Source organism: Mycobacterium stomatepiae, assembly GCF_010731715.1.
GTDB classification, from domain to species: domain Bacteria; phylum Actinomycetota; class Actinomycetes; order Mycobacteriales; family Mycobacteriaceae; genus Mycobacterium; species Mycobacterium stomatepiae.
This window is the reverse complement of record NZ_AP022587.1, coordinates 3,907,863-3,930,452: the sequence shown is the minus strand read 5'-3', so window position 1 is coordinate 3,930,452 and position 22,590 is coordinate 3,907,863. Positions and strand designations below refer to the sequence as shown.

Below are 22,590 nucleotides of genomic sequence, written 5' to 3'. Positions count from 1 at the left end.
GTGCACGGTCTCGCGCCGCGGTTCAAAATCTCACGGGCGACTATCGACTTGGGTGGACGCCGCTACAATGGTGCAGCCCTGCAGCCGTATCACAACGCGACCAGCCCATACGCAGGGAAGGCAAAGGGCCGCTGGCCAATTCACTATGATCCCGACGACATCACCCGCGCCTATTTCCGTGACCCGGAAACTCGAAAGTGGCACACGCTGATGTGGGAACACGCTCCATCGATGGAGATGCCGCTGAGCGAGGACGCGCTCCGGTTCGCCCGCAAGCTTGCCGCGACGAAGTACACCTACCCTGATGACAAGCTCGCCGTCGCGGATCTGTTGCAACGGTGGAATCTCGGACTGGGTAATACGCCGGCTGAGCGTCGCATGGCGCTGCGGCTCTCACGCGAGACGGTGCTGAACGGCGAGACCGACGCCGAAGGCGAGATCGTCACGTTGCCCTCGGTTGCTGGCGTGCTGGCCACCGCCGACCCTCCATCGGAGCAGGCGGGCACGTACGACGAACCCGATCCGGAAACAGGCGACGACGATGCCGAAGTGGAGCTCGACGACTATGGGACGGCCGACTTCTATGCCGATGCCCTGGACGATGCGTGATGGCCACGCATGCAGAGGGACAAGACCCCGGATGCGTCTGGACAATCTCACCTTGGCCCGAAAGGAGGGTTGGCAGCGGTTCGTCAATACCGCGCCCCGTATCCCACCGGAACCGTTGAACCGACCGCAGCTGGAAGCGCTACCTGGCGCGGCGTTCGACGACTACAACCGCCAGCGCCGCGAATGGCACGCCAACCTCGGCCCGATCAAGACGCCCCAGCTGGCAGCGTTGCATGAGGACTTGTGGGACATCGTCGACAGCAATGCCCAAGACGGAGACAAACCCAAAGGGGCGGTGGCAATCGATGCGTTTCCCGGGCTCGGCAAGGGCAAACGCACGATGTCTGCGGCGCTGACTAAGGCCGCCGAGCGCGGCGAAATATCCGCCGACCGTGACTGGTCACTGGTCGCCGACGTGCTTGTCGCGATGGCCCTGCTGCAAGTTGCCCGCGGCCAAACCGTCGACGCCAATCTCGTCCGACAGGTCATCGACACCCTGATCCTGCCCGCGGTTCGTATGCCAGTTAACGAGGGCACAGTCAAGAGGAAAGCCAAGTCCAGGTGATGAGTGATGAATCGGGAAGTGACCCATAACACGGAATTCGCCGCCAATGGCACGGTCTCGTATGCGGTTGACATTCTGTGCCCCGACCACAACTCCCGACCGATAACCTCGTCGCGGAGGGCTGTCGGCGCGGCACTACCGAGGTTGCCGCCGAGGGCTGGGCGTACGCACGGTGGGCAGCGTGAAATGGATTCAATCGCAGAGCATCTCGCGGTCTGACCCCACCGAAAAGTGTCTATGTGCCTTGGAGTGTGCTCTCGCTATCCCAATTCCGACAAGTCGTTGCGGGCCCGCGCGATCCTCAGCGATCAGTTTGCTGATTCGCAATCACAGCGCGCTGCCTTGGCGGGGGTCGCAGAAATGACCGCCGGCTATGACAGAACCCGACTTGTCGCCTTATTAAATGCTCGCTCGCTATTCACGAACAGGAAGGCTGGTGACCGCACCGCGTACGAGTGAGAGAGTCGTTCAGCGCGGATTCATCTTGCCCGCTTCGGCGCATCGTCGATATTGTGCGCCACGCAATCGCCGAGATGTGCTCCGCCGGTGCCGCTGGGCGAGTTGGCGTACTTGCCGAGGCGGCCCGACCCTGCTCGCGGGACAGCCAGGACGCTCGGTCAAATGGGCCAAAGCAACGTATCCGGGTGCGTCGCATAGTGTTTGCAACTTTCACACGGATGTCATGGCACGGTTCCGACGAGTGGCCAAATTCACCATCCGGCTGGCCGGATATCGGGGACAACTAACCGCCAGCCGTCCCTGTTAAGAGTAAATTCCCATAAAAATGCTACTTGGGTCAGGGGGTGATCGTCACCGTGCCGAGTGTGGTCATTGTTGACGACGAAGCCTTGATTCGATCGGGCTTTGCGTTGATCCTTTGGGCCGCGCAGGACATTGATGTGGTCGCAACTTCCGACGGTGTCCACGCGGTGGAAGTGATCACTGACCATCGACCGGACGTGGTACTGCTCGATATCCGAATGCCCGAAAAGGACGGCTTGGCGGTGTTGGCTGAGCTGATGGCCGCCGGTGGGTCTCCGGTTGTGGCGATGCTGACCACGTTCGATACCGACGAGTACATCGCCTCGGCATTGCGTCTGGGTGCGACAGGATTCCTCTTGAAAGACACCGATCCGGTGCAGCTTCCGGCAATGGTGCGCACGCTGGCAGCGGGCGGTCTGGTGCTCTCAGAGAAGGTCACTCCTAAGGTCATCGCGGGATACCTCCACGACCCAGTAGATCGGTCGGCTGTGCGAAAAGTCGCTAACCTTACCGATCGCGAGATCGACGTATTGCATCTCCTTGCGCGCGGCCAGGCCAACAGCGAGATCGCCGCGACATTGTTCTCCAGCGTCGGGACGGTGAAAGACCACGTCAGCTCGATCCTGACAAAATTTTCCGTAAGTAGACGACTGGAAGCCGCCCTCATCGCGCAGCGCGCCGGAATCCTGGATCCCGGCCCCCGTGACCCGCCCTGCCTCATCATGCATCCGTCAGCGCGCCATCAAAGGCGCGCTGATTGCGCTCACCGCTACGGACGGCATGGTATCGACGCTATACGCTCACACCTATTTTCCTCATTTGCCGTTGGCGGTTCTTCCCAGCTTTTTAGTTGTGGGTTTGGCTGTCCTCGGATTGCTTTGCCGCAAGCGCTTTCCCTACTTAGCGTTTGCGTTGACCATTCCGGCGGCTGCGGTCACCACCGGCATGCTGCGCTTCGCAGGTGGCACTGTTCGCCATAGCGCAACGGCGGCCGGCGCCCCGTGCACTGGGTGTCTGCGCAGTGACCGCATTCGTGTGCTACACCGCTCCGTTGGCGAAGCCGTATTCGGTTCTCACCACCGCATGGGCTGCTCACTACGCCGTCGTCTTCGCAATCGCGCCGATTCTGCTTGGTCTGTTGATTCGGGCTCGGACCGACCTGTCGCGCCAACTGGAAGAGATGGAACGGGTGCGCCGTCACGAGGAACAGTTGCTCATCGAGCGTGCCCTTGCGCGCGAACGTGCCGAATTCGCTCGGGAGATGCACGACGTGGTGTCACACCAAGTCAGCCTCATCGCCGTGCAGTCCGGCGCCCTGCCGGTCACTGCAGACGATGACGCCACCGCACAGACAGCCCGCACGATCCGCGCGCTCAGTGTGCAGACACTCGACGAGCTGCGCCAAATGGTCGGAGTACTGCGCACGGCTGCCGGTGATCCCACCGAGCAGCCACCGCAAACGGGGCTCCACGACATTCACACGCTAGTCGCCAGTTCTGGCGTGCCGGCGGTCATCAGGCCCAGACTCGACACCGACACCATCCCATCGACGGCAGTGCAGCACGCGATACATCGCGCCGTGCAAGAGGGTTTGACCAACATCACCAAGCATGCTCCGGGCGCCACCGCAACGGTGGAACTGCAGATCGACCCGCGCCGGGTGAGCTTGAGGTTGATCAACAGCAAACCCGACCGCTCGCCCGAGCCGTTGCCCGGTGCCCACTACGGACTGCTCGGTTTGCGTGAACGCGCCGCACAGCTCGGAGGCACTCTCCGAGCAGGCCATCTCAGCGACGGCGGGTTCGAACTAGCGGTAACACTGCCCACTCACGTTTGACCACACACCACTACCGAGGTTCAAATCTGAAGACAGCGGCGGCCAAAGCCCCATCTGCCGCGCCTTGCCACAGGTTCTCAGGTGCACGCCGGGACGCCGCAGCCGCGGCATCATGCAGCCCGCCCACTCGATACCAACGCTGTCATGTTCATGAATCACCGAATATCCTCGTACGCCGGGCTTTTCGAAGGGAGTCGCACAGCCTGAGCAAGACGTCACGCTGCTGATCGTTTGTGTCCTCACAGCGGACGGATTCTTCAGCCTGTCTGATTGCGGCCTCCATGCCCTCGGCGAATCCGCGCTCGAAGAGGCACCACAAATGGATGAAGCGCTCTGCATCACGAAAGCCCATCATCTTCGTAGCTAAGCGGCCTCGATGATGCGGGCGGAGGTCTTGGCAGCGCAGCTCGCCGGTGCGTTAATCGCCGCGGTTCGGCGGTTTCGTTGGCAAGGAGCCGACTCCACGATGCGTTCGCCCGAACGAGAGTGGGCTGGGATCTCACGTTTGCGCGTTGCCATCAGCAGGCCAAAAGTCGAGGGCCCGACGACCCGCCATGTTGCAGTCGAGAATGTCGATCGCCCAAAGGAGTTCAAAAGGGAGCGCTTTGTGCTCGGCCGCCGTCGGGCTCTGCGTTTGCCTATACCAATTTTTACACGCGCGTGCACAGGCCAATCTTGCCGGTATCTCGCTCCGGTGCAAATCCGCCAAATGTCGGTGGCCAATAGCCGCACGGTTGCAGTTCACACCCGCCACATGGCTGCCCAAACCCGCCGGGTGGATATATCTGAAAGGTTAGGCTGTAGAACGACTTTGGACTCCCTATTATCCGGGATGTGTCGGTAAGCGAAGCAGATCCCTACGGAGCCTCTCGTAAGCTTCTGAATTTTGAAGTGGAGCGGTTGACTTGCCACGTAGAAACGCGCGACGAGGAATTCGCTGATTTGCGTGCCCTTGCCCGGCGAAGTGAATCGCGCATCGTTGCGCTAAGCGAGCAGCTGAGCAGATCGCGTGCCGACTTAGAGTCAACCTCGACGCGTTTCAGCGAGCTGGCACGGGAAATCCCGACCGACGTCGCCGGCTTGAGTAGTCAACTTTCCAGAATCCTCAACACCGCCAACGCTGAGGCTGACGAGATTCGGGCTGAAGCCCAGCGATATGCGGACGCCATTCGGGTTGAAGCGGAGGACCGTGCCGCCAGAATTGTCGGCGAGGCCCAGCTCGAGTATGAGTCGGCGAGTACGCTGCGGGCCGACCTAGAAGCCCAAGCTCAGCAGATTCGGGCCCATGTAGCCCGGCTTCGCGAAGATGCCGCCACCAAGGCCGCCGACATTGTCAGGGATGCCAAAGACACCGCCGAGGAGATGTTGGCGCGCGTCCATCGGGACGTTGAGGCCCAACGGGTACTGGCACAGGCAAAACTGGACGAGCTGGTGCAGGTGCGTGCGAATATCGCGACCCAGTTACGGGATTTCTACGAAAAATTCCAGCAGTTGGACGGCTCCGTGGTCCGCATCGATCACCTCGAAGGCGTTCGCCTGGGTTCGGATCCTTCCGATTCGCTGCCCGTTCACGGCGCGCACGCGGCCCCCGATAGGGATCTCACGCATGAGGCGCTTCGCAGCATTGGATAAGTCGAAGGTGCCGACAGCGAGCAGCTTCAATCGATCGTTAACGGCAGGAAGTCGACGCAAAGCAGAACGTCGCCGGGCGTCGCTCCACAGAAAAGAAGATGTGTGTGCACTCCCGTTACGGCGGGCGCGTCACTCGCAGACCATGGCAGTGGCCGCGGGCCCGGCCAAGCCCGAGACGTTCAGCCCTGCGCCTCCATTACCCGCGTCCCGCCGGCGACCCGGGCCAGCTACGGACCTCGCGAAAGAACATTTCGCTGGTCGCTCAAGCAAGTGCCGATAATCAGCAGATAGTAGTGACAAAAGCCATCCCCACATTTCACACTCAGCTACGAGGTCTCGACCGGGATCAAGTGACTGAGTACCTCCAGCGGATTCACACCGAAGTTGATTCGCGCGAGGACCGGATCCAGCAGCTCGACCGCGAACTTTCTGAGGCCAAGGCCGATCGCGAGCGACTCAGCGCCGAGAACGTTCAGCTGCGCGGCGACATTACCCGGCTATCCGGACCGATCGATTCCGTGGAGGGAATGTCGGATCGTATTGCTCGGATGATGCGGGTGGCTTCCGACGAGGCGCGGCGCACCAAGGCGATGGCCCGTGAAGAGGCCGAGATACTCACCGAAGAGCTGCGCGACGAGCTGGAGGCGGCCCGACAGGACCGCGAGGCCGCGAGCGCGGCGCTAACCGAGCTGCAGGCCTCCACCGCCGCCCGCCGTGATCAGATTCTGGCGGAAGCCAAACACGAAGCCGAGCAACTCTTGCAGGCCGCTCGTCACGAGTGCCTGCGCATGACCGAGGAAGCCGAGGAAGCCGAGCGTCGTCGCCGCGACGCACAGCTGCGCTTGACCGAGGAGGACGAGCGCCGCCGCCGCGAGACACAACAACGGCTAGACCAGCAGATCAAATCGGCTTGGGAGCAGGCCGAGACGCAGATCGCACAGATTGAAAAGGAGGCTCGGCTGAGGGCCGCTGGCTTGATCGCTGCTGCCGAACGCGACTCGCGATTGATTACCGAACGTACAGAGACTCAAGTCAAGGAGCTGCTTCACGTCCGAGGAGAAATCGTGGCGGCCCTCAGCGACATCCAAGGTCGCATTGAGACCGCTATCCGCCGCGACCGGATCAGCGTCGTCAAGACGCAGGATGTGAGCGACAACGCATAACGCCGTTCGCCTGCGGACGGAAATCCCGCGGACAAGCCCGGTCATCCCCGAGCTAGTCGGGTCGCGCGAAGACCTAAGATGCCGAGTTTGCTGATCACAGACCTGATCGCCTCAAACTCCGACACTCGCGGTGTCTGCGATCCTGACCAAGGCCGCCGAGCGCGGCGAAATATCCGCCGACCGCGACTGGTCACTGGTCGCTGACGTGCTTGTCGCTGCTGCGCGTTGCCAAACCGTCGACGTCAATCTCGTTCGGCAGGCAATTGACATCCTGATCCTGCCCGCGGTGCTTATGCCGGACAACGAATAGGAATCCAACCGTCAGCCCACCTTGGTCGCGATCGAACCATGGATCAGGCCAAGACGTCACGAGACCAGCGCGGTCACGCGGTGAACGGCAGCGAAATCGACTGCGGGGGCCATATCGAATCCACATCCAGGCGGCGGCGACGGCAATGGCCGAAAGGCTTTACGAGCCGCGCGCCCGGGCCGCCGATTTACATCGCACCCTTCGCGTCGGCTCGCCTAAGGTTGACCCATGCCGGAGGCCGCCACGCCCGTATTGGTCCGCTCCGACCGCATCCTGTTGCTCCTCTCGGTGGCGTTAACGGTGTGCGCCGGGCTCGCGCACTTCGGCGGCTGGAGCTCGGTGCTCACATTCCTTGTCGCGGCCGCAGCCGTGGGAGTGCTCGCGGCGGTCGTCGGCCACAGCGTGGATCAGCTAGGCGACCGCTTCGGAGCCGGCGCCACCGGCGTGCTCCAGTCCGCGCTCGGCAACCTGCCCGAGCTGTTCATCTGCCTGTTCAGCCTTCGGCACGGCCTGGTCGACGTGGTCCGCGCCGCGTTGGTCGGATCCATCTTGGCCAACCTCCTGTTGGTGCTGGGCCTCGCGTTCGTGGCCGGCGGTGCTCGTCACGGCCCGCAGCAACTCGGCTCGCACCGGGCGCGCACCGTGACGGTGCTGATGCTGCTGTCGGTGACCGCGCTGTCGATCCCGTCGGTGGCCTTCTGGATCCACACTCCGGCGTCCAATCACGAGGATGCGCTGTCGATCGTCGTTTCGGTGCTGCTCCTCGCCCTGTTCGCGCTGTCGCTGCCGGCCTCGCTGCGCCGCGACGCCGACGAGGTCCAATCCGCCGGCGCCCACGAGCACCCGCGTTGGCCGGTCTGGCTCGCGATCGGCGCGCTCGCCGCCGCCGGGATCCTCGCCGCATTCGTCTCGGAGTGGTTCGTCGACGCGCTGCAACCGGCCATGCACTCGCTCAATATCTCCGAGGTGTTCGCTGGCCTGGTCGTGGTGGCGATCGCCGGCAACGCGGTGGAGAATTTTGTCGGCATCCAGCTCGCCGCCAAGGGGCAGTCCGCGTACGCGTTCTCGGTCGTCCTCAATTCGCCACTTCAGATCTCGCTGGTGCTGGCGCCGCTGCTGGTGCTCATCTCGCAGGCGACCGGCATGGCCGGGCTGACACTGGTGTTCAGCCCGATGTTGGTGGTGGCCCTGCTGCTCGCGGTCGTGCTCACCGCATTCATCTCATTCGACGGCGAGTCGACGTGGCTCGAAGGCGCCACCCTCGTCGTGCTGTACGGGATCATCGCCGCGGCGTTCTGGTGGGGCTGAACACCGACCAGCACATCACCACCGTTTGACAACGCGGCTGGTCGCTGATGGCCGTCACACCGGCGTGACGCCCGGGAAATATTCGGTTGGCAGCGTGCGGGTCGTGAACAGTGTGACGGCAGAGCACGGGGGCATCACTCGGAGAGGCCTGCTGACAGCCGGCCTGGCGGCGGCGGCGGGGACGGTTGCGGTGACGGGACTCGTGACAGCACTGCCCACCACGCGCGCAACCACTCCAGCGCGTACGCCACGGACGATCGCGGAGGCCGGTGCACTGCTGCGCTCGGGCCGGGTGACGTCGGTGCAGCTGACGCGCACCGCGCTGGACGCCGCGGCGAAGCTGCAGCCGCAAATCAATGCGTTCATCACCGTCACCACACAGCAGGCGCTGGACACCGCGGCGCGACTCGACGCCGAGCTGGCGCGCGGCGCCGATCGTGGCCCGTTGCACGGTATCCCGGTCGTGTTCAAGGATCTCTACTCCACCGCGGGCGTCCTCACCTCCGTCGGCTCGCGCGTGTTCGCCGAGCGCGTGCCTGCCGAGGACGCGGCCGTGGTTACCAAATTGGTCCAGGCGGGCGCGGTCAGCATCGGTAAGACCAACCTCAACGAGTTCGCCGCGGGTATCGACGGCAAGAACGTCTACTACGGCGACATACACAACCCGCTGCGGCCGGACAGGTCGGCAGGCGGGTCGTCGAGCGGAACGGGCGCCGCGGTTGCGGCGGGCATCGTCGCGGCCGGCGTCGGCAGCGACACCGGCGGCTCGTTACGAGTCCCCGCCGCGTGGAACGGCGTCGTCGGCATCCGGCCGACACATGGCCTGGTCAGCCTGTACGGCGCGTTTCCTCGCGCCCCGCGGTTCGACGTTGCTGGCCCGCTGGGACGCACGGTTCACGACACCGCGGTCATGCTCGCCGCGATGGCGGGCCATGACCCGCGCGATCCGTACTCGCGGCCCGCCCCGAAGAGTGACTATCTGGCCGACCTCGACCGTGGCGTCGCGGGCCTACGGATCGGGTTGATCGAAGACTTCAGCCTGACCGGGCTGGATCCGGACGTGGAGGCGGCGGTGCGGCGGGTCCTGCCGGTACTCGAGCGTCTCGGCGCACGCGTCACGACCGTGAAAATCGAGAACCTCGCGACGATGCTCGACTTCACGGCCGCGTTCACGATCCTGCGTTGGGAGTTCGCGCAGGCGATGCGCGACGTCTATGGCGCGGCCCCCGACAAGAGCGTCTTCGGGCCTACCGTGCGCGCCGACATGGAGGCCGCGGGCAAGCTCACCCGGGCGGACTACGACGCGGCGACCGCCCGCCGGTTCTCCGATGCGGCACCCATGCGGGCCGCCCTCGACGAGGTCGACCTGCTCCTGACGCCGACGATGCCCACCGTGGCACCGCGCCTCGACACGCGCTCCGATGAATTCGTCCGTGGTCGGCGATACACCATCCCGTTCACCTACGCCGACCTGCCGTCGATCTCGGTGCCGTGCGGCCGCGGCGCCCAGGGGCTGCCGGTGGCGCTGCAATTCGCTAGCCGCGAATTCGACGAGGCGTTGCTGTTCCGTGCCGCCGCGGAGATCGAACGCCAGACTCGGGACTGGTAGGCCTACCTGCGCGAGTGCACGCGGGTGGCGAGCTGCCGGTCGCGCTAGACCACCCGGGTTTCGCGCTTGATACCGAGACGCACTAACTTGCCTGATGTGATGTCCTCAGCTGTTCGGGCTCTTGCTCGGTTGATTGGTCCCCTCTTGGCTGTCGCCGTCGTTGCCTGCATCGGTATCGCGGCTGACCCGCCGCCGCCCCGTCCTGGCCCGGCGGTGCGCCTGGCCAGTGACGGGAACCCGTTGGCCGGAGCGCCGTTTTACGTCAACCCGACATCGGCGGCTATGCGCGCCGCGCAGAGCGCAGATCCGCCGAGTCCCCAGTTGACCGCCGTCGCCAACACCCCGCAGGCGTACTGGATCGTCCCGGGCGGCTCGGCGAGCACGGTCGGAAAGTACGTCGGTGATGCGAATGCCGCCGGCGCCATCCCGGTACTGTCGATCTATGGGATTCCGCACCGCGACTGCGGCAGCTTCGCCGCGGGTGGCCTGGGCTCGGGCGCGGACTACCGGAGCTGGATCGACGGCATCGCGGCCGGCATCGGCGCTTCGCGGGTGGGCATCGTGGTCGAACCCGATGCGCTCGCGATGGCCGACTGCCTATCCGGTGATTCCCGTCAGGAACGCTTCGACTTGATCCGTTATGCCGTCGACACGCTGACCCGGGATCCCAACGCGGCCGTCTACGTCGACGCCGGTCACCTGCGCTGGCACAGCGCCGAGGACATGGCCGCCCGGCTCAACCAGGCCGGCGTCGGCCACGCTCGGGGTTTCAGCGTCAACACCGCGAACTTCTTCACCACCGAGGACGAAATCGGTTATGGTGAAGCGATTTCGGGCCTCACGAACGGTTCGCACTACGTGATCGACACGTCACGTAACGGAGCCGGGCCGGCGCCCGACGCCGAGCTCAACTGGTGCAACCCCAGCGGCCGGGCACTGGGTACCCCGCCCACCGCGTCGACCGCGGGCGCGCACGCCGACGCCTACCTGTGGATCAAACGTCCCGGTGAGTCCGACGGATCGTGCGGCAAGGGTGATCCGCCGGCGGGCACCTTCGTGAACCAGTACGCGATCGATATGGCCAGTAAGGCTGGTATGTAAACGGGATCCCGACGGGATAACCAAAGTCGTTGTTGCAAATGAGTATTCAGTCATAGAAATGTTAACAGCGGCGGTGCTGCCGCGGCGAGTACGTGGTCGACGGCATAACCTGTCGTGATGCTGACCGAGTTGATAGACCTCCCGGGTGGCGCCTTTCCGATGGGATCCAACGATTTCTACCCGGAGGAGTCGCCCGTCCACGAGGTGACGGTAAAGCCCTTTTCGATCGAGCGTCATCCGGTGACCAATGCGCAGTTCGCCGAATTCGTCACGGCGACGGGCTATGTCACCGTCGCCGAACAGGCATTGGACCCGGCCGCGTTTCCCGGGGTGCCTCCCGAGGATCTGACTGCCGGTGCGCTGGTGTTCACGCCGACCTCGGGACCGGTCGATCTGCGTGCCTGGCGGCAATGGTGGACCTGGACGCCGGAAGCGTGCTGGCGCCACCCTTTCGGGCCGGGGTCCTCGAGCGAGGATTGGCCGGATCATCCGGTGGTGCAGGTGGCCTACCCCGATGCGGTCGCCTACGCCGACTGGGCGGGAAGGACTTTGCCCAGCGAGGCGCAGTGGGAGTACGCCGCGCGCGCCGGCGCCGTGTCGACCTACGCCTGGGGCGACGATGTCGCCCCCGGCGGCCAGATCATGGCCAACACCTGGCAGGGGCGATTCCCCTATCGCAACGACGGCGCCCGGGGCTGGGTCGGCACCTCGCCGGTGGGAACGTTCGCGCCCAACGGGTTTGGACTGGTCGACATGATCGGCAATGTCTGGGAATGGACCACCACCCGCTACAGCGCCAGCCACCATCCGGATCGCGCCGCACCGAGCTGCTGCCCGGTGCCGGCGACCGGCGATCCCTCGGCCATGCAGGTGCTCAAGGGCGGCTCGCACCTGTGCGCGCCCGAGTACTGCCACCGGTACCGCCCGGCCGCGCGGTCGTCGCAGTCGCAGGACAGCGCGACCACGCACATCGGATTCCGGTGCATCGCCAACTGACCCACGCGTTGCTCCGGTGGCGAAACAAGGTAGCTAACGCCGCGCCATATGCCCTGGACTAGGGCTTAACACACCACCAGGTGGCGTAACATCCAGCTAACCGCCACCCCGGGTATTTGGTGGCACAGTGAGTTCATGGCACCGTCCCCGAACGTTCCTCCCAAGGACTTTCCACGTCCTGTCACCCGGGAGTACGCCGGTACCCGCGCCGACGCGGCGCGGTGGGTCCGCGACGTGTTGCGCAGCCAGATCCTCGAAGGCGCCTACGGCGGTTTGGCCGCCCCGCGCTCGGCGTTGCCGTCGGAGTCGGAGCTGGCCGCCGAACTTGGCGTCAGCCGCAACGCCATCCGCGAGGCACTGGAACTGCTACGCGGGGAAGGCCTGATCACCCGGGTGCAAGGTTCGGGCACGTTCGTCACCGGCGCGAAACCGCGCCAGCACCTCGACCGGCTGGAGGGCCTCGCCGAATCGCTGGCCGGCCACCGGCTACCGGTCGACAACGAAGTGCTTTCGGTGCGCGAATCCACCGCCACTCCGTTCGTGGCTGCCAAACTGCAGCTGCCCGAAAATGCCCCGATCGTATTCATCGAACGGCTCCGTTCCGTGGGCGGTCTGCCGCTGTCGCTGGACACCACGTCACTGCGAGTTGGGGCGGTCCCGGTGGACGCCAACCTCGATAAGCAAGACGTATTCGCCCTTATCGAACAGGAATTGGGCGTGCGTCCGGGGTGGGCCGAGATCACCGTAGAGGCCGTTTCGGCGGATGCCAACACCGCCAAGCTGCTGCAGATCCGCAGCGGCGCGCCGCTGCTGCTCTTGCATCGCCTGACCCACTTGCAAGACGGCACACCGTTCGACCTGGAGACCGTGCGCTATCGCGGCGACCGATGCTCGCTAGTCACCACCGCCACCCGGGAGGGTGCGGCGCCGCCGCCGTAGCAAGCGCTAGTTCCTTTCTCCAACAACGATTTACACCGCACCGACAGAGAGGTAGCACAGTCATGCCCAAACAACCCAACATCGTGTACTTCCACGTCGACAACCTGGGGCTCGGCGAGCTCGGCTGCTACGGCGGCGGAATGCTACGAGGCGCCGACACCGCCCGAATCGACGCATTCGCCGGCGAAGCGCTCAAACTGTCGCACTTCGTCGTCGAACCACAGTGCACGCCCACCCGCTCGGCGTTGATGACGGGCCGTTATCCGATCCGCTCGGGCAATCACACAATCGCGTTGGGCGGCAACGACGGCGGCATCGTGGCATGGGAGCGGACCATGGGTGACATTCTGTCCGAGGCCGGCTACGCGACAGCCTGCTACGGCAAGTGGCACATCGGAGCCGAGGACGGCCGCTGGTCCACCGACCACGGATTCGACGAATGGTACGGCCCGGCCCGGACCTACGACGAATGCCTGTGGCCGGATGATCCGTGGTACAACGGCGACCGCGACGGCTACTCCTACATGTACGACGGCACCAAGCAGGACGGCGTTCGGACCACAGATCAGCAGTTGACCGTCAAACTCAAGGGCGAGGTCGACGCCGAATATGACCGCCGGGCAAAGGCTTTTATGAAGCGAAGTGTCGAATCGGGTAAGCCGTTCTACCGGTACCATAACCACTCGCTGATGCACTTCCCGATGGTGGTGCGCGAGGAGTTCAAGGGCAAGAGCAGCAACGGTGAATGGGGCGACTCGCTGCTGATGCTCGATCACGACTTCGGCAGCATCCTGGACACGTTGACCGAACTGGGTATCGAGGACAACACCATTGTCGTCTTCGCCGGGGACAACGGCCCGGAGGATCACCTGCTGGGTCGTGGCACCGCGGGATTCTTCGACGGCTCGTACTTCAGCTCCGCCGAAGGCGGGATCCGAACGCCGTGCCTGATCCGCTGGCCGGAGAACGTAGCCGTCCGAGAGAGCAACGAGATGGTGCACGTAACCGACATGTTCCCCACCCTGCTGCGCTGGGCCGGCTGCGACATCCCCGATGATCGGATCATCGATGGTATCGATCAGCGCGAGTTCTTCGGCGGGGCAGAGGAATCCGGCCGGGAGGGCTGCATGGTGTGGTTGAACGAGGAACTGCATGCGGTGAAGTGGTCTCAGTTCAAGATCAGCTTCAAGCGGCAGCAACACTTTCACGATCCCGAGATCCCGCTCGGTTTCGCGCGCATCATCAATCTGCTTGAAGACCCCAAGGAACGCGAGGCCGTCAATCAGACCTTCGTCCGGTGGTGGGTGATGCAGCATGCCCGCCGGCTGATCCGCAATTTCGAGGAGAGCGTGCAGACCGAGGAGCTGATCCCCGCCGGCGCGCCGCTGGACTTCGTCCCGGCCCGGACCACCTAGGCGGGCGACGGATGGCCGGTGAGCATGTCGCGAAAAGCTATGGTGCTGAATCGATCACCATCCTGGAGGGCCTCGACGTGGTCCGAAAGCGGCCCGGCATGTACATCGGTTCCACCGGGGAGCGGGGCTGCACCACCTGATCTGGGAAGTGGTCGACAACGGCGTCGACGAAGCGATGGCCGGCCACGCCCACCGCGTCGACGTCACGTTGCTGGACGACGGCGGAGTCGAGGTCACCGATGACGGACCCCACCGTCGACGTCGTGATGACGCAACTGCACGCCGGTGGCAAGTTCGACTCGGACTCCTGCAGCGTTTCCGGCGGTCTGCACGGGGTTGGGGTGTCCGTCGTCAACGCGCTTTCCACCCGACTGGAGGTTGAGATCTGCCGTGACGGTCACCGATGGTCACAGCACTACGACCACTCCGTGCCGGGTGCCTTGACCCGCGGCGCGGCGACGACGCAAACCGGGACCACGGTGCGGTTCTGGGCCGACCCCCAGATCTTCGAAACGACGCTCTACAGCGCAGAGACCGTGGCCCGCCGCCTGCAGGAAATGGCCTTTCTCAACAAGGGTTTGGTGCTGACGCTGACCGACCAACGTCTCAGCGCCACCGAGACCGGTACCGCGCACACGCGCAGCTTCCACTACCCGGGCGGCCTCGTCGACTACATCACCCACATCAACCGCACCAAGTCCCCGATCCAGCCGTGCGGGTGCTGCGCCAAGTCACCCTCGACGACGCCGCCGCCGCCGACGAACTGTTCTCAATCCTGATGGGCGAAGACGTCGACGCGCGCCGCAGCTTCATCACCCGCAACGCCAAAGACGTCCGCTTCCTGGATATCTGAGCCGCTGGTCGGTCATCGGGTACCGGCGGTCGACGCGAGCGCCAGGACCACCGTGACCAGGCCAACCGATATCAGGGCAACCGCCAGATAGAGCGGCGTGGATGGCCGGGGAAGCGGTTCGTCACCGCGAATCGCGTGATCGACTTGCGCCCAACGGTGCAGTCCCGCAGCCGAGGTCAGCATTGCCACGGCACCGATCACCCCGCCCAGCAGGTGCCGCAGCCCCGGGAGGGCCAGCTCCGGCAGGAATTGCACTACCCCGACCGCGGCGGCAAGCAAGCCCAGCGCGGTGCGTTGCCATGCCAGGAACGTCCGCTCGTTTGCCAGCGTGAATCGATAGTCCGGTTCGAAGGCCGGCGCCGATGCATCGTCGGTGTCGGCCAATGCGCTTGTAGGGCTTGGGTTCTCCACAATCATCCAGTCTTTCGCCCACCGCCGGACGACACCAGATCTCGGCGGGTGGCGTAACTCAGGCTTCATTTGCAGGCGCTTTAGTCACCCGGTCGGCCGTGCGTTTCCGTGGCGAACTTTCGCCGAGATATGTGACCGCGACACCGTGACCTCCGGCGCTCGACCAGGCGAGATGGCGTAACGGTGGTGCAACGTCAGGTGACCGAGCGGTAATAGAAAGCCCGGACGCTGGATTGCGTGAAGGACGAAAAGCATACCGCCCGCCCCGGTCGATGCACCTGGGGCGCGCGCCGGCCCCGGTTGGGGCGGGCCCGGTCGGTGGTCGCCGTGGCTTTGGTTCTTCTTGGCGCGGTCCAGCTGCTCAGCGGATGCGGTCTGCTCACCGAGAGCACCGTCGTTGTCAACGTCGGTTATCAGTCGAAGACCATCAACACCGTCAACGCCGGCACCTTGTTGCGTGACCGGGGTGAATTCGAGAAAGCGCTGAATCAACTCGGTAAGTCCACCGGCAAGAAGTATCGCGTTGTGTGGCAAGACTTTGCCTCGGGTGCGCCCCTGACCGCGCAGATGATCGCCACCCACGTCGACATCGGATCGATGGGTGACTACCCACTGCTCGCGAATGGATCCAAGACCAAGAAGTACAGCGACGCCGAAACCGAGCTGATCGCCATCACCGGCTACAGCCTGCGCGGCTCATTGAATCAGGTCGTGATCCCCACCGGATCCCCCGTCCGCACCCTGGCCGATCTGGCCGGCAAGCGGGTGTCGACCAGTCTTGGATCGGCTGGGGACGGCATGTTCTCAACGGCCTTGAAGCGCAACGGAATCAACGCGCCCGCCGTCCACACCGTCAACCAAGATCCGTCGATCGGGGCGTCGGCTATCCAGGGCGGACAAGTCGATGCCCTAGCCCAGTTCGTACCGTGGCCGCAGCTGGTGATCTTTCGTAACCAAGGCAGGTTGCTCTACGACGGCGGCGACAACAACGTACCGACCTTCCACGGCGTCGTCGTCCGTAAGGAGTTCGCCGAGGCGAACCAAGACGTGATGACCGCATTCATGCGGGCGATGAAGACGACCACCGACTACATCGTCGCGAACCCTCTGCCGGCCGCACTACGGGTGAGCCACCTGACCGGCATCGAACCCGAAGTCGTCTATCTGTACAACGGGCCCAACGGGTTGGTGTCCTTCGACATGACGCTGAAGAAACGGTTTGCGGTGACGATCGAAAAGGTCAAAGAATTCCTGGTCGCCAGAGGGTCGATGTCCAAGAGCTTCGACATCGCTTCGTTCATCAACGACCGGTATCTGCAGCAACTGTTCGGCAGTGACTATCAACGCCGCCGCGCGGATGTCACCAACCCGATCGCGCTGAGCGGCTACGACGACTTATGCGGGCTGCCCGTCGATGATCCGGCCCAGGCCTCGGAGCTATGGGCGCAGGGCAGCGACACCACCGCGGTCGCGGCGACGGCGACCTGTCTGCTGCGCCGCGTTGCCGGCACCGCCGCGGTTCGGGCCGCCTACGTCCCCGACACCGACACCAAGATTCGGCTTTTCGCCAATCACGCTGTGTGGCTTGATGACCCGAGCGCACCGCCCACCCAGCGTTACAAGCCCTTCGCCACCGACGCCGGCGCCCAGGCCTACCGCGCGCGTCATCCGGCGGCCACATCGCTTACCTATCCGCTAGCCGTAGCGCAGTCACGCGCGTCGCAATAGCCGACAACAGACCCGCCCAAAGGAAGGAATCCCGTGACAATCACGCTGACCCGCGACCAGGCAGCCTTCGAACCCACACCGGCGTCGTCGATCTGGGCACCGTTGCTCAGGTCCCCCGCGCGGATCGCCGGCCGTATCCCGACGGTCGTCCGGCGCCGCGCGGCGGCGTTGGTCCTGCCACTGATCCCGATCGTCACTTTCGTCGCGCTGTGGCAGTTCCTCACCGCTCACAACGTCGTCGCATGGCTGCGTTTCAATCGGATGCCCACCCCGATGAGCGTCGTCGACTCGCTGACCTCGCGGATCAGCTCGGGCGGCTACTACGACGACTTGCTGGCCAGCCTGCAGCGGATACTCCTGGGCTTCGGGCTCGCCGCCGCGGTCGGCATCGCCCTGGGAATCCTGATCGGCCGTTCGCAGACGGCAAGGATGACGCTGCGCCCCTTCATCGAAATCGTGCGGCCCATCCCCGCGATCGCGCTGGTCCCCCTGACCATCCTGTTGTTCCCCTCGAGCGAACAAGGCATCGTGTTCATCACTTTCTTCGCCGCGTTCTTTCCCGTTGTGGTCAGCACCATCCACGCGATGGAGTCACTGCCGAAGGTGTGGGAAGAGGCCGCCAAAACAATGGGCGCGGGCCGACTTTCGCTGCTGTGGCATGTCGTCCTTCCGGGTGCCCTGCCCGGCATCTTCGCCGGCCTTTCGGTCGCGATGGGGGTGGCCTGGATTTGTGTGGTGAGCGCGGAGATGATCTCCGGGCAGTTCGGGATCGGCTACTACACGTGGCAGGCATACGGATTGCTGGACTATCCCGGCGTTGTCGTCGGGATGATCTCGATCGGCGCGCTCGGCCTGATCACGGCGTGGGCGGTCGAGCGCGTCGGCCGTCGGGTCAACCGCTGGTTGCCAAGGGCCAGTCAAGGAGCGCCGGTGTCGTCCACCTGGACGGGCTGAAACTGGGCTTCAAGGGTGTCGTCGCCGCCGACATCACCCTGGACGTCGACCCCGGCGAGGTCGTTGTTTTCCTCGGGCCGTCGGGTTGCGGCAAGTCGACAATCCTGCGGGCGCTGGCCGGTCTGCTGACTCCGATGAGTGGGCGCGCCACCGTCGACGGTGCGCCCGTCTCGGGCAATGCGGCTCAGTGCGCCATGGTTTTTCAGGAGGATGCGCTGTTCCCATGGCGTAGCGCGTTGAAGAACGTGATGTACCCGATGCGCCTGCGCGGGATCCGCGGCAAGGACTTGAAGGCCGCCGCGCAGGGTCGCCTCGACCAGGTGGGCCTTGGGTCCTACGGAGACCATCTGCCCAGCCACCTGTCCGGCGGCATGCGCCAGCGCGTGCAACTGGCACGCACCCTGGCGTGTGAGCCGAAGGTGATGCTCATGGACGAACCATTCGGTGCGCTGGATGCGCAGACCCGACTGGAAATGCAGCGACTGCTGACGACGGTATGGGAACAGCAGAAGATGACCATCCTGTTTGTCACCCACGACGTCGACGAGGCGCTGTTGCTCGCCGACCGAATCGTATTGCTGAGCCACCGGCCCGCGACCGTCGCCGATATCGTCACGATTGACGAACCACGCTCCCCCGCGGCACAATTCACCGATGCTTACCAGCGGCGTCGCTACGACATTCTCGAATTCTTAGGGCACCGCCCGGCGGCGACCGCATGACGACCCAAAGCGACTTGAGGTCGCTGCGAGACCAGAGCCTAAATCCGCCTCGCGGCCGCTACCACGTGCGCCACCTGTCCGTCCGCGAACAGCTGCCCAAAGTTTCCGAAGACAGGTCCCGAACGATTGGGCAGCAATTTTCGGCGCCTCCTGCGCACCACGCTGACGTGGCCCAGGCGGGACTGTTCGCCGACCTGCTGCGCATCGAGCATGCCGAACTGTGTGCCATTGCAGGAATCGAAGTACGTCGACACGGCGCCCTCTGCTCTACCGACCAGATGGTGCAACTGCAAGCACGCATGCAGGAAGTTCGCCAACTTCTCGATGCCCTCGAAAAGCGTTTCCTGTCCGCGGGATTGCCGACGACCGGCGGCCCCGGCACGAGATCCTCGAATCTCTAGGACAAAGCCGAAACAACATGAGCCTTGTGATCCCGGGCGCCCGCACACTTGAGGGCACCCCAGACAACTCCGTCCTCGGCGCATTGCGTAGCCCCCCGCGGTTGCGTACCGACGTTCTCGCCGGACTCGTGGTCGCACTAGCGTTGATCCCCGAGGCCATCGCGTTCTCGGTCATCGCCGGCGTCGACCCCCGAGTCGGCTTGTTCTCTTCGGTCACGATGGCGCTCACCATCGCGGTGGCAGGTGGCCGCCCGGCTTTGATCTCCGCGGCCACCGCCGCCGTGGCCCTCGTCGTCGCGCCGGTCGGCCACGAACACGGGATCAACTACTTGGTTGCGACGATCGTCCTTGCCGGCGCCTTCCAGATATTCCTCGGCCTGGTCGGAGTCGCGAAACTGATGCGGTTTATCCCGCGCAGCGTGATGATCGGGTTCGTCAACGCGTTGGCGATCCTGGTGTTCGTCTCGCAGTTGCCGCACTTGCTGGGGGTCCCGTGGTTGGTGTATCCGCTCGCTGCGGCAGGGATCGTGATTATGGTCGTGCTGCCGAAACTCACCACCGCCATACCGGCGCCGCTGGTGGTGGTGCTGGTCTTGACGGCGACGGTGGTGGTCTTCGGCTGGCACGTTCCTGACGTGGGATCCCAAGGTGCACTGCCTCATTCGTTGCCGACACCGTCGATCCCGTACGTGCCGTTGACGTGGGCGACACTGCAGATCATCACTCCGTATGCGATAGGTGTGGCGTTAGTCGGGCTACTCGAATCGCTGATGACCGCCAAGCTCGTCGACGACATCACCGAAACCGCTTCGAACAAGACCCGCGAAGCCTGCGGCCAGGGAGTGGCCAACATCGTCACCGGCATCTTCGGCGGCATGGGCGGCTGCGCGGTGGTCGGGCAGACCATGATGAATGTCAAGGTTGCCGGCGGGCGAACGCGATTGTCGACCGTGTCCACCGGGGCATTTCTGTTGGTACTGATCATGTCTCTGGGCGAGCTGGTTGGGCGGATCCCGATGGCGGCGCTCGCCGCCGTCATGATCGTGGTCTCCGCAGCCACCTTTGACTGGCACAGTGTGGCGCCACGCACACTGAAAGTGCTGCCGCGCAGCGAAACCGTGGTCATGATCGTCACCGTCGTAGCGACTGTGACCACCGGCAACCTTGCCATCGGGGTGACGCTGGGCGTACTCGCCGCGATGGTTGCGTTCGCCCGCCGCGTCGCCCATCTGACCACCGTGGAACCCGAGCACCGAACCAAGAACGACCATTCCGGTACGCGCGTCTATCGGGTGCGAGGCGAACTCTTCTTCGCGTCCAGCAACGACCTTGTGCATCAATTCGACTACGTAAACGATCCCGACGATGTCCTCATCGACATGTCCGACACCGACGTCTGGGATGCCTCTGCAGTCGCCAGCCTCGATGCTGTCCGCAACAAATACCAAGCCCGTGGCAAAACGGTGCGGATCAGCGGTCTGGATGGCGCGAGTCTCGAGCGCCTCAACCGTCTCTCCGGCCGACTGGGTGTTTGACCGCCTCATCGACTAGCCTTGGCGCCGGCGCGCGTCCGATCGGGTTGTGCGGTAGAAAGTGCGTAAACGAAGGCCCTGCCAAGCAGCGCGCGGGATTCGACTGGCTTTGACGAGAGGCTTGATCGCATGCCTGCATGGAGACGCCGCGGCGCGACACCGGACGCCGGCACAACCGGCCCGAGCCGCAGCGTGGGCGCGGAAATCGCACTCGAGGTCACCGAACCGACGGTGCTGGACTTCCAGATCGCCGTCAGCTGTCAGCCGGGTATCGACCTCGACGAATCGCTGACCATCAAACACGACGGCAAGGTTCTCCAACCGCGCGAAATCATCGGTCCCCACGAGACTCGCATCCATGTCGTGGCGGCCGACCCCGGGATAGTGACCTTGTCGTACTCGGCGACGGTCGTCGGCGAGGCGGAACCCGCACCGCTCACCGATATCGACGCAATCACCTATCTGCGTCCCAGCAGGTACGCCGAAGCCGACAAGTTCTTCGGATTCGCGGCTACCGAATTCCAGCAGTACGGCACCTCGGTCACGTTGCTCGAGAAGGTGTCGTCGTGGGTCGGTACACGACTCGGCTACGTGCCGGGATCCAGCGACCCGATCGACGGGGCCGCCGATACCTTGCTCGCGGGTGCAGGCGTGTGCCGCGACTACGCCCATCTGGTCATCGCATTGCTGCGCGCGGTGAATGTCCCGGCCCGCTTGGCGGCCGTGTACGCACCCGGATGCCACCCGATGGATTTTCACGCGGTCGCTGAGGCGTTGATTGACGGTGTGTGGCGGGTCGTCGATGCCACCTGCCTGGCCCCGCGGCAGTCGATGGTCCGCATCGCCACCGGCCGCGACGCCGCCGACACCGCGTTCCTGGACAACCATGGCGGCGCCATCACCCTGCAGAACATGACCGTCACGGCGGTGGTGGACGGCGTGCTGCCCAAGGACTCGGTCGAGCAACTCGTCAGCCTGAGGTAGTGGCGACCGGCCGTCGCACGTAACGTCGATGGCCATGAGCGTTTACGCCTTGAATCTCTTCGATGTTGCCGATGCCGACGAATACCGCGCCTACTCGCGGCGCTCACCCGGCGAGGTGGCCAAACACGGCGGTCGCGTCGTTGCGCTCGGGAGTTTCCGGCACGCGGTGCTCGGCGACATCGAACCGCGTCAGGTGCTGATCCTCGTGGAGTGGGAATCGCGCGACGCCTTCGACAACTACTGCAATGACCCCGAACTCGCCGATCTGCATCCGCATCGCGAGAACGGATCGTCGAAATACATCTGGCACTTGTTCGACCGGCTCGACGACCTCAGGCCGCTCCTAAATCGATAAGCCTTTTGAGCACAGTCACGTCCAGCGCGAAGCGCCGCGCGACATGGTGCGCATTGTCTTCCTGCACCAGCGTCACATGGACGGCGCCCGCACCCGTGGCCTTGTATCTGCTCGTAAAGGTGCCTGGGGCGGCGGGCGCCGTCGTATCCCATTGATACCGGGATCCGAGATAATTGAGGATCGCGGTATCGGGCGTGCCCTCTTCGTGCCATTGGCAGTGCGACGTGGGGTAGTTGTCGGCCAAGACGATGTCGAATACGTCGCCCTTCTCGATCGTCACGTGCCTGCCGTTGTCGGAATCGTGGGCCGTCACATTCGTTTCCGAGCACCCCGCCACCAATAGCAGGACGGCCGACGAGAGTGCCACCTTCCAGCGCATACCCCACACGGTACGGCGGCCGGGC

The 22,590-nt window shown here is 64.4% G+C and carries 22 protein-coding genes and 2 pseudogenes; 22 read left to right on the top strand and 2 right to left on the bottom strand.

All coding sequences use genetic code 11. The features are described 5' to 3' along the window. From G6N54_RS18535 to G6N54_RS31690, 15 genes and pseudogenes are all read left to right on the top strand, one after another. Entirely contained in the window at window positions 1–609 is a 609-nt protein-coding gene (locus tag G6N54_RS18535; RefSeq protein ID WP_308207228.1) for a Mu transposase C-terminal domain-containing protein, read from the top strand. 52 nt (window positions 610–661) lie between these two features. Then, window positions 662–1,174, top strand: coding sequence for a TetR-like C-terminal domain-containing protein (locus tag G6N54_RS18530; RefSeq protein ID WP_232072885.1), 513 nt, complete (start codon window positions 662–664; stop codon window positions 1,172–1,174). Window positions 1,175–1,977: 803 nt separating this feature from the next. Next, window positions 1,978–2,916, top strand: a complete 939-nt coding sequence (locus tag G6N54_RS18525; protein ID WP_232072884.1) for a response regulator — start codon at window positions 1,978–1,980, stop codon at window positions 2,914–2,916. 41 nt (window positions 2,917–2,957) lie between these two features. After that, window positions 2,958–3,773, top strand: coding sequence for a sensor histidine kinase (locus G6N54_RS18520; RefSeq protein WP_163791350.1), 816 nt, complete (start codon window positions 2,958–2,960; stop codon window positions 3,771–3,773). Between the two features lie 834 nt (window positions 3,774–4,607). After that, window positions 4,608–5,405 carry a coiled-coil domain-containing protein gene (locus tag G6N54_RS18515; RefSeq protein ID WP_163791349.1) on the top strand — a complete coding sequence of 266 codons (798 nt, stop codon included), beginning with the start codon at window positions 4,608–4,610 and terminating at the stop codon, window positions 5,403–5,405. Window positions 5,406–5,698: 293 nt separating this feature from the next. Beyond that, on the top strand, window positions 5,699–6,568 hold the full coding sequence (locus G6N54_RS18510) for a coiled-coil domain-containing protein (RefSeq protein ID WP_163791348.1): 870 nt from the start codon (window positions 5,699–5,701) through the stop codon (window positions 6,566–6,568). A gap of 130 nt (window positions 6,569–6,698) precedes the next feature. After that, window positions 6,699–6,878: pseudogene (locus G6N54_RS29755) on the top strand (hypothetical protein); the annotation flags it as partial. 228 nt (window positions 6,879–7,106) lie between these two features. Then, a complete protein-coding gene (gene cax / locus G6N54_RS18500) occupies window positions 7,107–8,186 on the top strand; it encodes a calcium/proton exchanger (protein ID WP_163791347.1) in 1,080 nt (359 codons plus the stop codon). Between the two features lie 103 nt (window positions 8,187–8,289). Continuing rightward, window positions 8,290–9,795 (top strand): amidase, encoded by a 1,506-nt coding sequence (locus G6N54_RS18495; RefSeq protein WP_163791346.1) that lies wholly within the window; start codon window positions 8,290–8,292, stop codon window positions 9,793–9,795. A 99-nt stretch (window positions 9,796–9,894) separates the two neighbouring features. Then, a complete protein-coding gene (locus G6N54_RS18490; protein WP_163791345.1) occupies window positions 9,895–10,896 on the top strand; it encodes a glycoside hydrolase family 6 protein in 1,002 nt (333 codons plus the stop codon). A gap of 117 nt (window positions 10,897–11,013) precedes the next feature. After that, window positions 11,014–11,892: a formylglycine-generating enzyme family protein gene (locus G6N54_RS18485; RefSeq protein WP_163791344.1), complete on the top strand. Its 879-nt coding sequence runs from the start codon at window positions 11,014–11,016 to the stop codon at window positions 11,890–11,892. A gap of 234 nt (window positions 11,893–12,126) precedes the next feature. Continuing rightward, window positions 12,127–12,831 carry a GntR family transcriptional regulator gene (locus G6N54_RS18480; RefSeq protein WP_232073800.1) on the top strand — a complete coding sequence of 235 codons (705 nt, stop codon included), beginning with the start codon at window positions 12,127–12,129 and terminating at the stop codon, window positions 12,829–12,831. 62 nt (window positions 12,832–12,893) lie between these two features. Further along, window positions 12,894–14,246 carry an arylsulfatase gene (locus G6N54_RS18475; RefSeq protein WP_163791342.1) on the top strand — a complete coding sequence of 451 codons (1,353 nt, stop codon included), beginning with the start codon at window positions 12,894–12,896 and terminating at the stop codon, window positions 14,244–14,246. Between the two features lie 11 nt (window positions 14,247–14,257). Beyond that, window positions 14,258–14,953: pseudogene (locus G6N54_RS18470) on the top strand (ATP-binding protein); the annotation flags it as partial. A gap of 5 nt (window positions 14,954–14,958) precedes the next feature. Beyond that, complete coding sequence (locus G6N54_RS31690) at window positions 14,959–15,099, top strand: hypothetical protein (RefSeq protein WP_408632587.1); 141 nt, start codon at window positions 14,959–14,961, stop codon at window positions 15,097–15,099. A 12-nt stretch (window positions 15,100–15,111) separates the two neighbouring features. Here G6N54_RS31690 and G6N54_RS18460 read toward each other — a convergent pair whose 3' ends face one another. Further along, complete coding sequence (locus tag G6N54_RS18460; RefSeq protein ID WP_232073799.1) at window positions 15,112–15,483, bottom strand: YidH family protein; 372 nt, start codon at window positions 15,481–15,483, stop codon at window positions 15,112–15,114. A 264-nt stretch (window positions 15,484–15,747) separates the two neighbouring features. Here G6N54_RS18460 and G6N54_RS18455 point away from each other — a divergent pair, with 264 nt between their 5' ends. From G6N54_RS18455 to G6N54_RS18425, 7 genes are all read left to right on the top strand, one after another. Beyond that, complete coding sequence (locus G6N54_RS18455) at window positions 15,748–17,238, top strand: ABC transporter substrate-binding protein (RefSeq protein WP_232072883.1); 1,491 nt, start codon at window positions 15,748–15,750, stop codon at window positions 17,236–17,238. 102 nt (window positions 17,239–17,340) lie between these two features. Beyond that, window positions 17,341–18,192, top strand: coding sequence for an ABC transporter permease (locus G6N54_RS18450; protein ID WP_276056362.1), 852 nt, complete (start codon window positions 17,341–17,343; stop codon window positions 18,190–18,192). Next, window positions 18,138–18,914: an ABC transporter ATP-binding protein gene (locus tag G6N54_RS18445; protein ID WP_163794825.1), complete on the top strand. Its 777-nt coding sequence runs from the start codon at window positions 18,138–18,140 to the stop codon at window positions 18,912–18,914. The genes G6N54_RS18450 and G6N54_RS18445 overlap by 55 nt, the downstream gene beginning before the upstream one ends. Window positions 18,915–19,081: 167 nt before the next feature. Beyond that, on the top strand, window positions 19,082–19,315 hold the full coding sequence (locus G6N54_RS18440; protein WP_163791338.1) for a hypothetical protein: 234 nt from the start codon (window positions 19,082–19,084) through the stop codon (window positions 19,313–19,315). Between the two features lie 17 nt (window positions 19,316–19,332). After that, window positions 19,333–20,850: a SulP family inorganic anion transporter gene (locus G6N54_RS18435; RefSeq protein ID WP_163791337.1), complete on the top strand. Its 1,518-nt coding sequence runs from the start codon at window positions 19,333–19,335 to the stop codon at window positions 20,848–20,850. 126 nt (window positions 20,851–20,976) lie between these two features. After that, the gene (locus tag G6N54_RS18430; RefSeq protein ID WP_163791336.1) at window positions 20,977–21,831 is read left to right on the top strand and encodes a transglutaminase-like domain-containing protein; all 855 of its coding nucleotides are present in this window, start codon (window positions 20,977–20,979) and stop codon (window positions 21,829–21,831) included. Between the two features lie 34 nt (window positions 21,832–21,865). Further along, window positions 21,866–22,186, top strand: coding sequence for a DUF1330 domain-containing protein (locus G6N54_RS18425; protein ID WP_163791335.1), 321 nt, complete (start codon window positions 21,866–21,868; stop codon window positions 22,184–22,186). Here the strand turns inward: G6N54_RS18425 and G6N54_RS18420 are convergent. Further along, window positions 22,164–22,565, bottom strand: a complete 402-nt coding sequence (locus tag G6N54_RS18420; protein WP_163791334.1) for a protease inhibitor I42 family protein — start codon at window positions 22,563–22,565, stop codon at window positions 22,164–22,166. The genes G6N54_RS18425 and G6N54_RS18420 overlap by 23 nt on opposite strands. Window positions 22,566–22,590 lie beyond the last annotated feature (25 nt).

What these genes read in the sequence shown, in the direction of transcription:
- G6N54_RS18490 (WP_163791345.1), top strand. Translation starts at nt 9,895, where the DNA reads ATGTCCTCAGCTGTTCGGGCTCTTGCTCGGTTGATTGGTCCCCTCTTG.
- G6N54_RS18420 (WP_163791334.1), bottom strand. Translation starts at nt 22,565, where the DNA reads ATGCGCTGGAAGGTGGCACTCTCGTCGGCCGTCCTGCTATTGGTGGCG.
- cax (WP_163791347.1), top strand. Translation starts at nt 7,107, where the DNA reads ATGCCGGAGGCCGCCACGCCCGTATTGGTCCGCTCCGACCGCATCCTG.
- G6N54_RS18435 (WP_163791337.1), top strand. Translation starts at nt 19,333, where the DNA reads ATGAGCCTTGTGATCCCGGGCGCCCGCACACTTGAGGGCACCCCAGAC.
- G6N54_RS18485 (WP_163791344.1), top strand. Translation starts at nt 11,014, where the DNA reads ATGCTGACCGAGTTGATAGACCTCCCGGGTGGCGCCTTTCCGATGGGA.
- G6N54_RS18475 (WP_163791342.1), top strand. Translation starts at nt 12,894, where the DNA reads ATGCCCAAACAACCCAACATCGTGTACTTCCACGTCGACAACCTGGGG.
- G6N54_RS18430 (WP_163791336.1), top strand. Translation starts at nt 20,977, where the DNA reads ATGCCTGCATGGAGACGCCGCGGCGCGACACCGGACGCCGGCACAACC.
- G6N54_RS18425 (WP_163791335.1), top strand. Translation starts at nt 21,866, where the DNA reads ATGAGCGTTTACGCCTTGAATCTCTTCGATGTTGCCGATGCCGACGAA.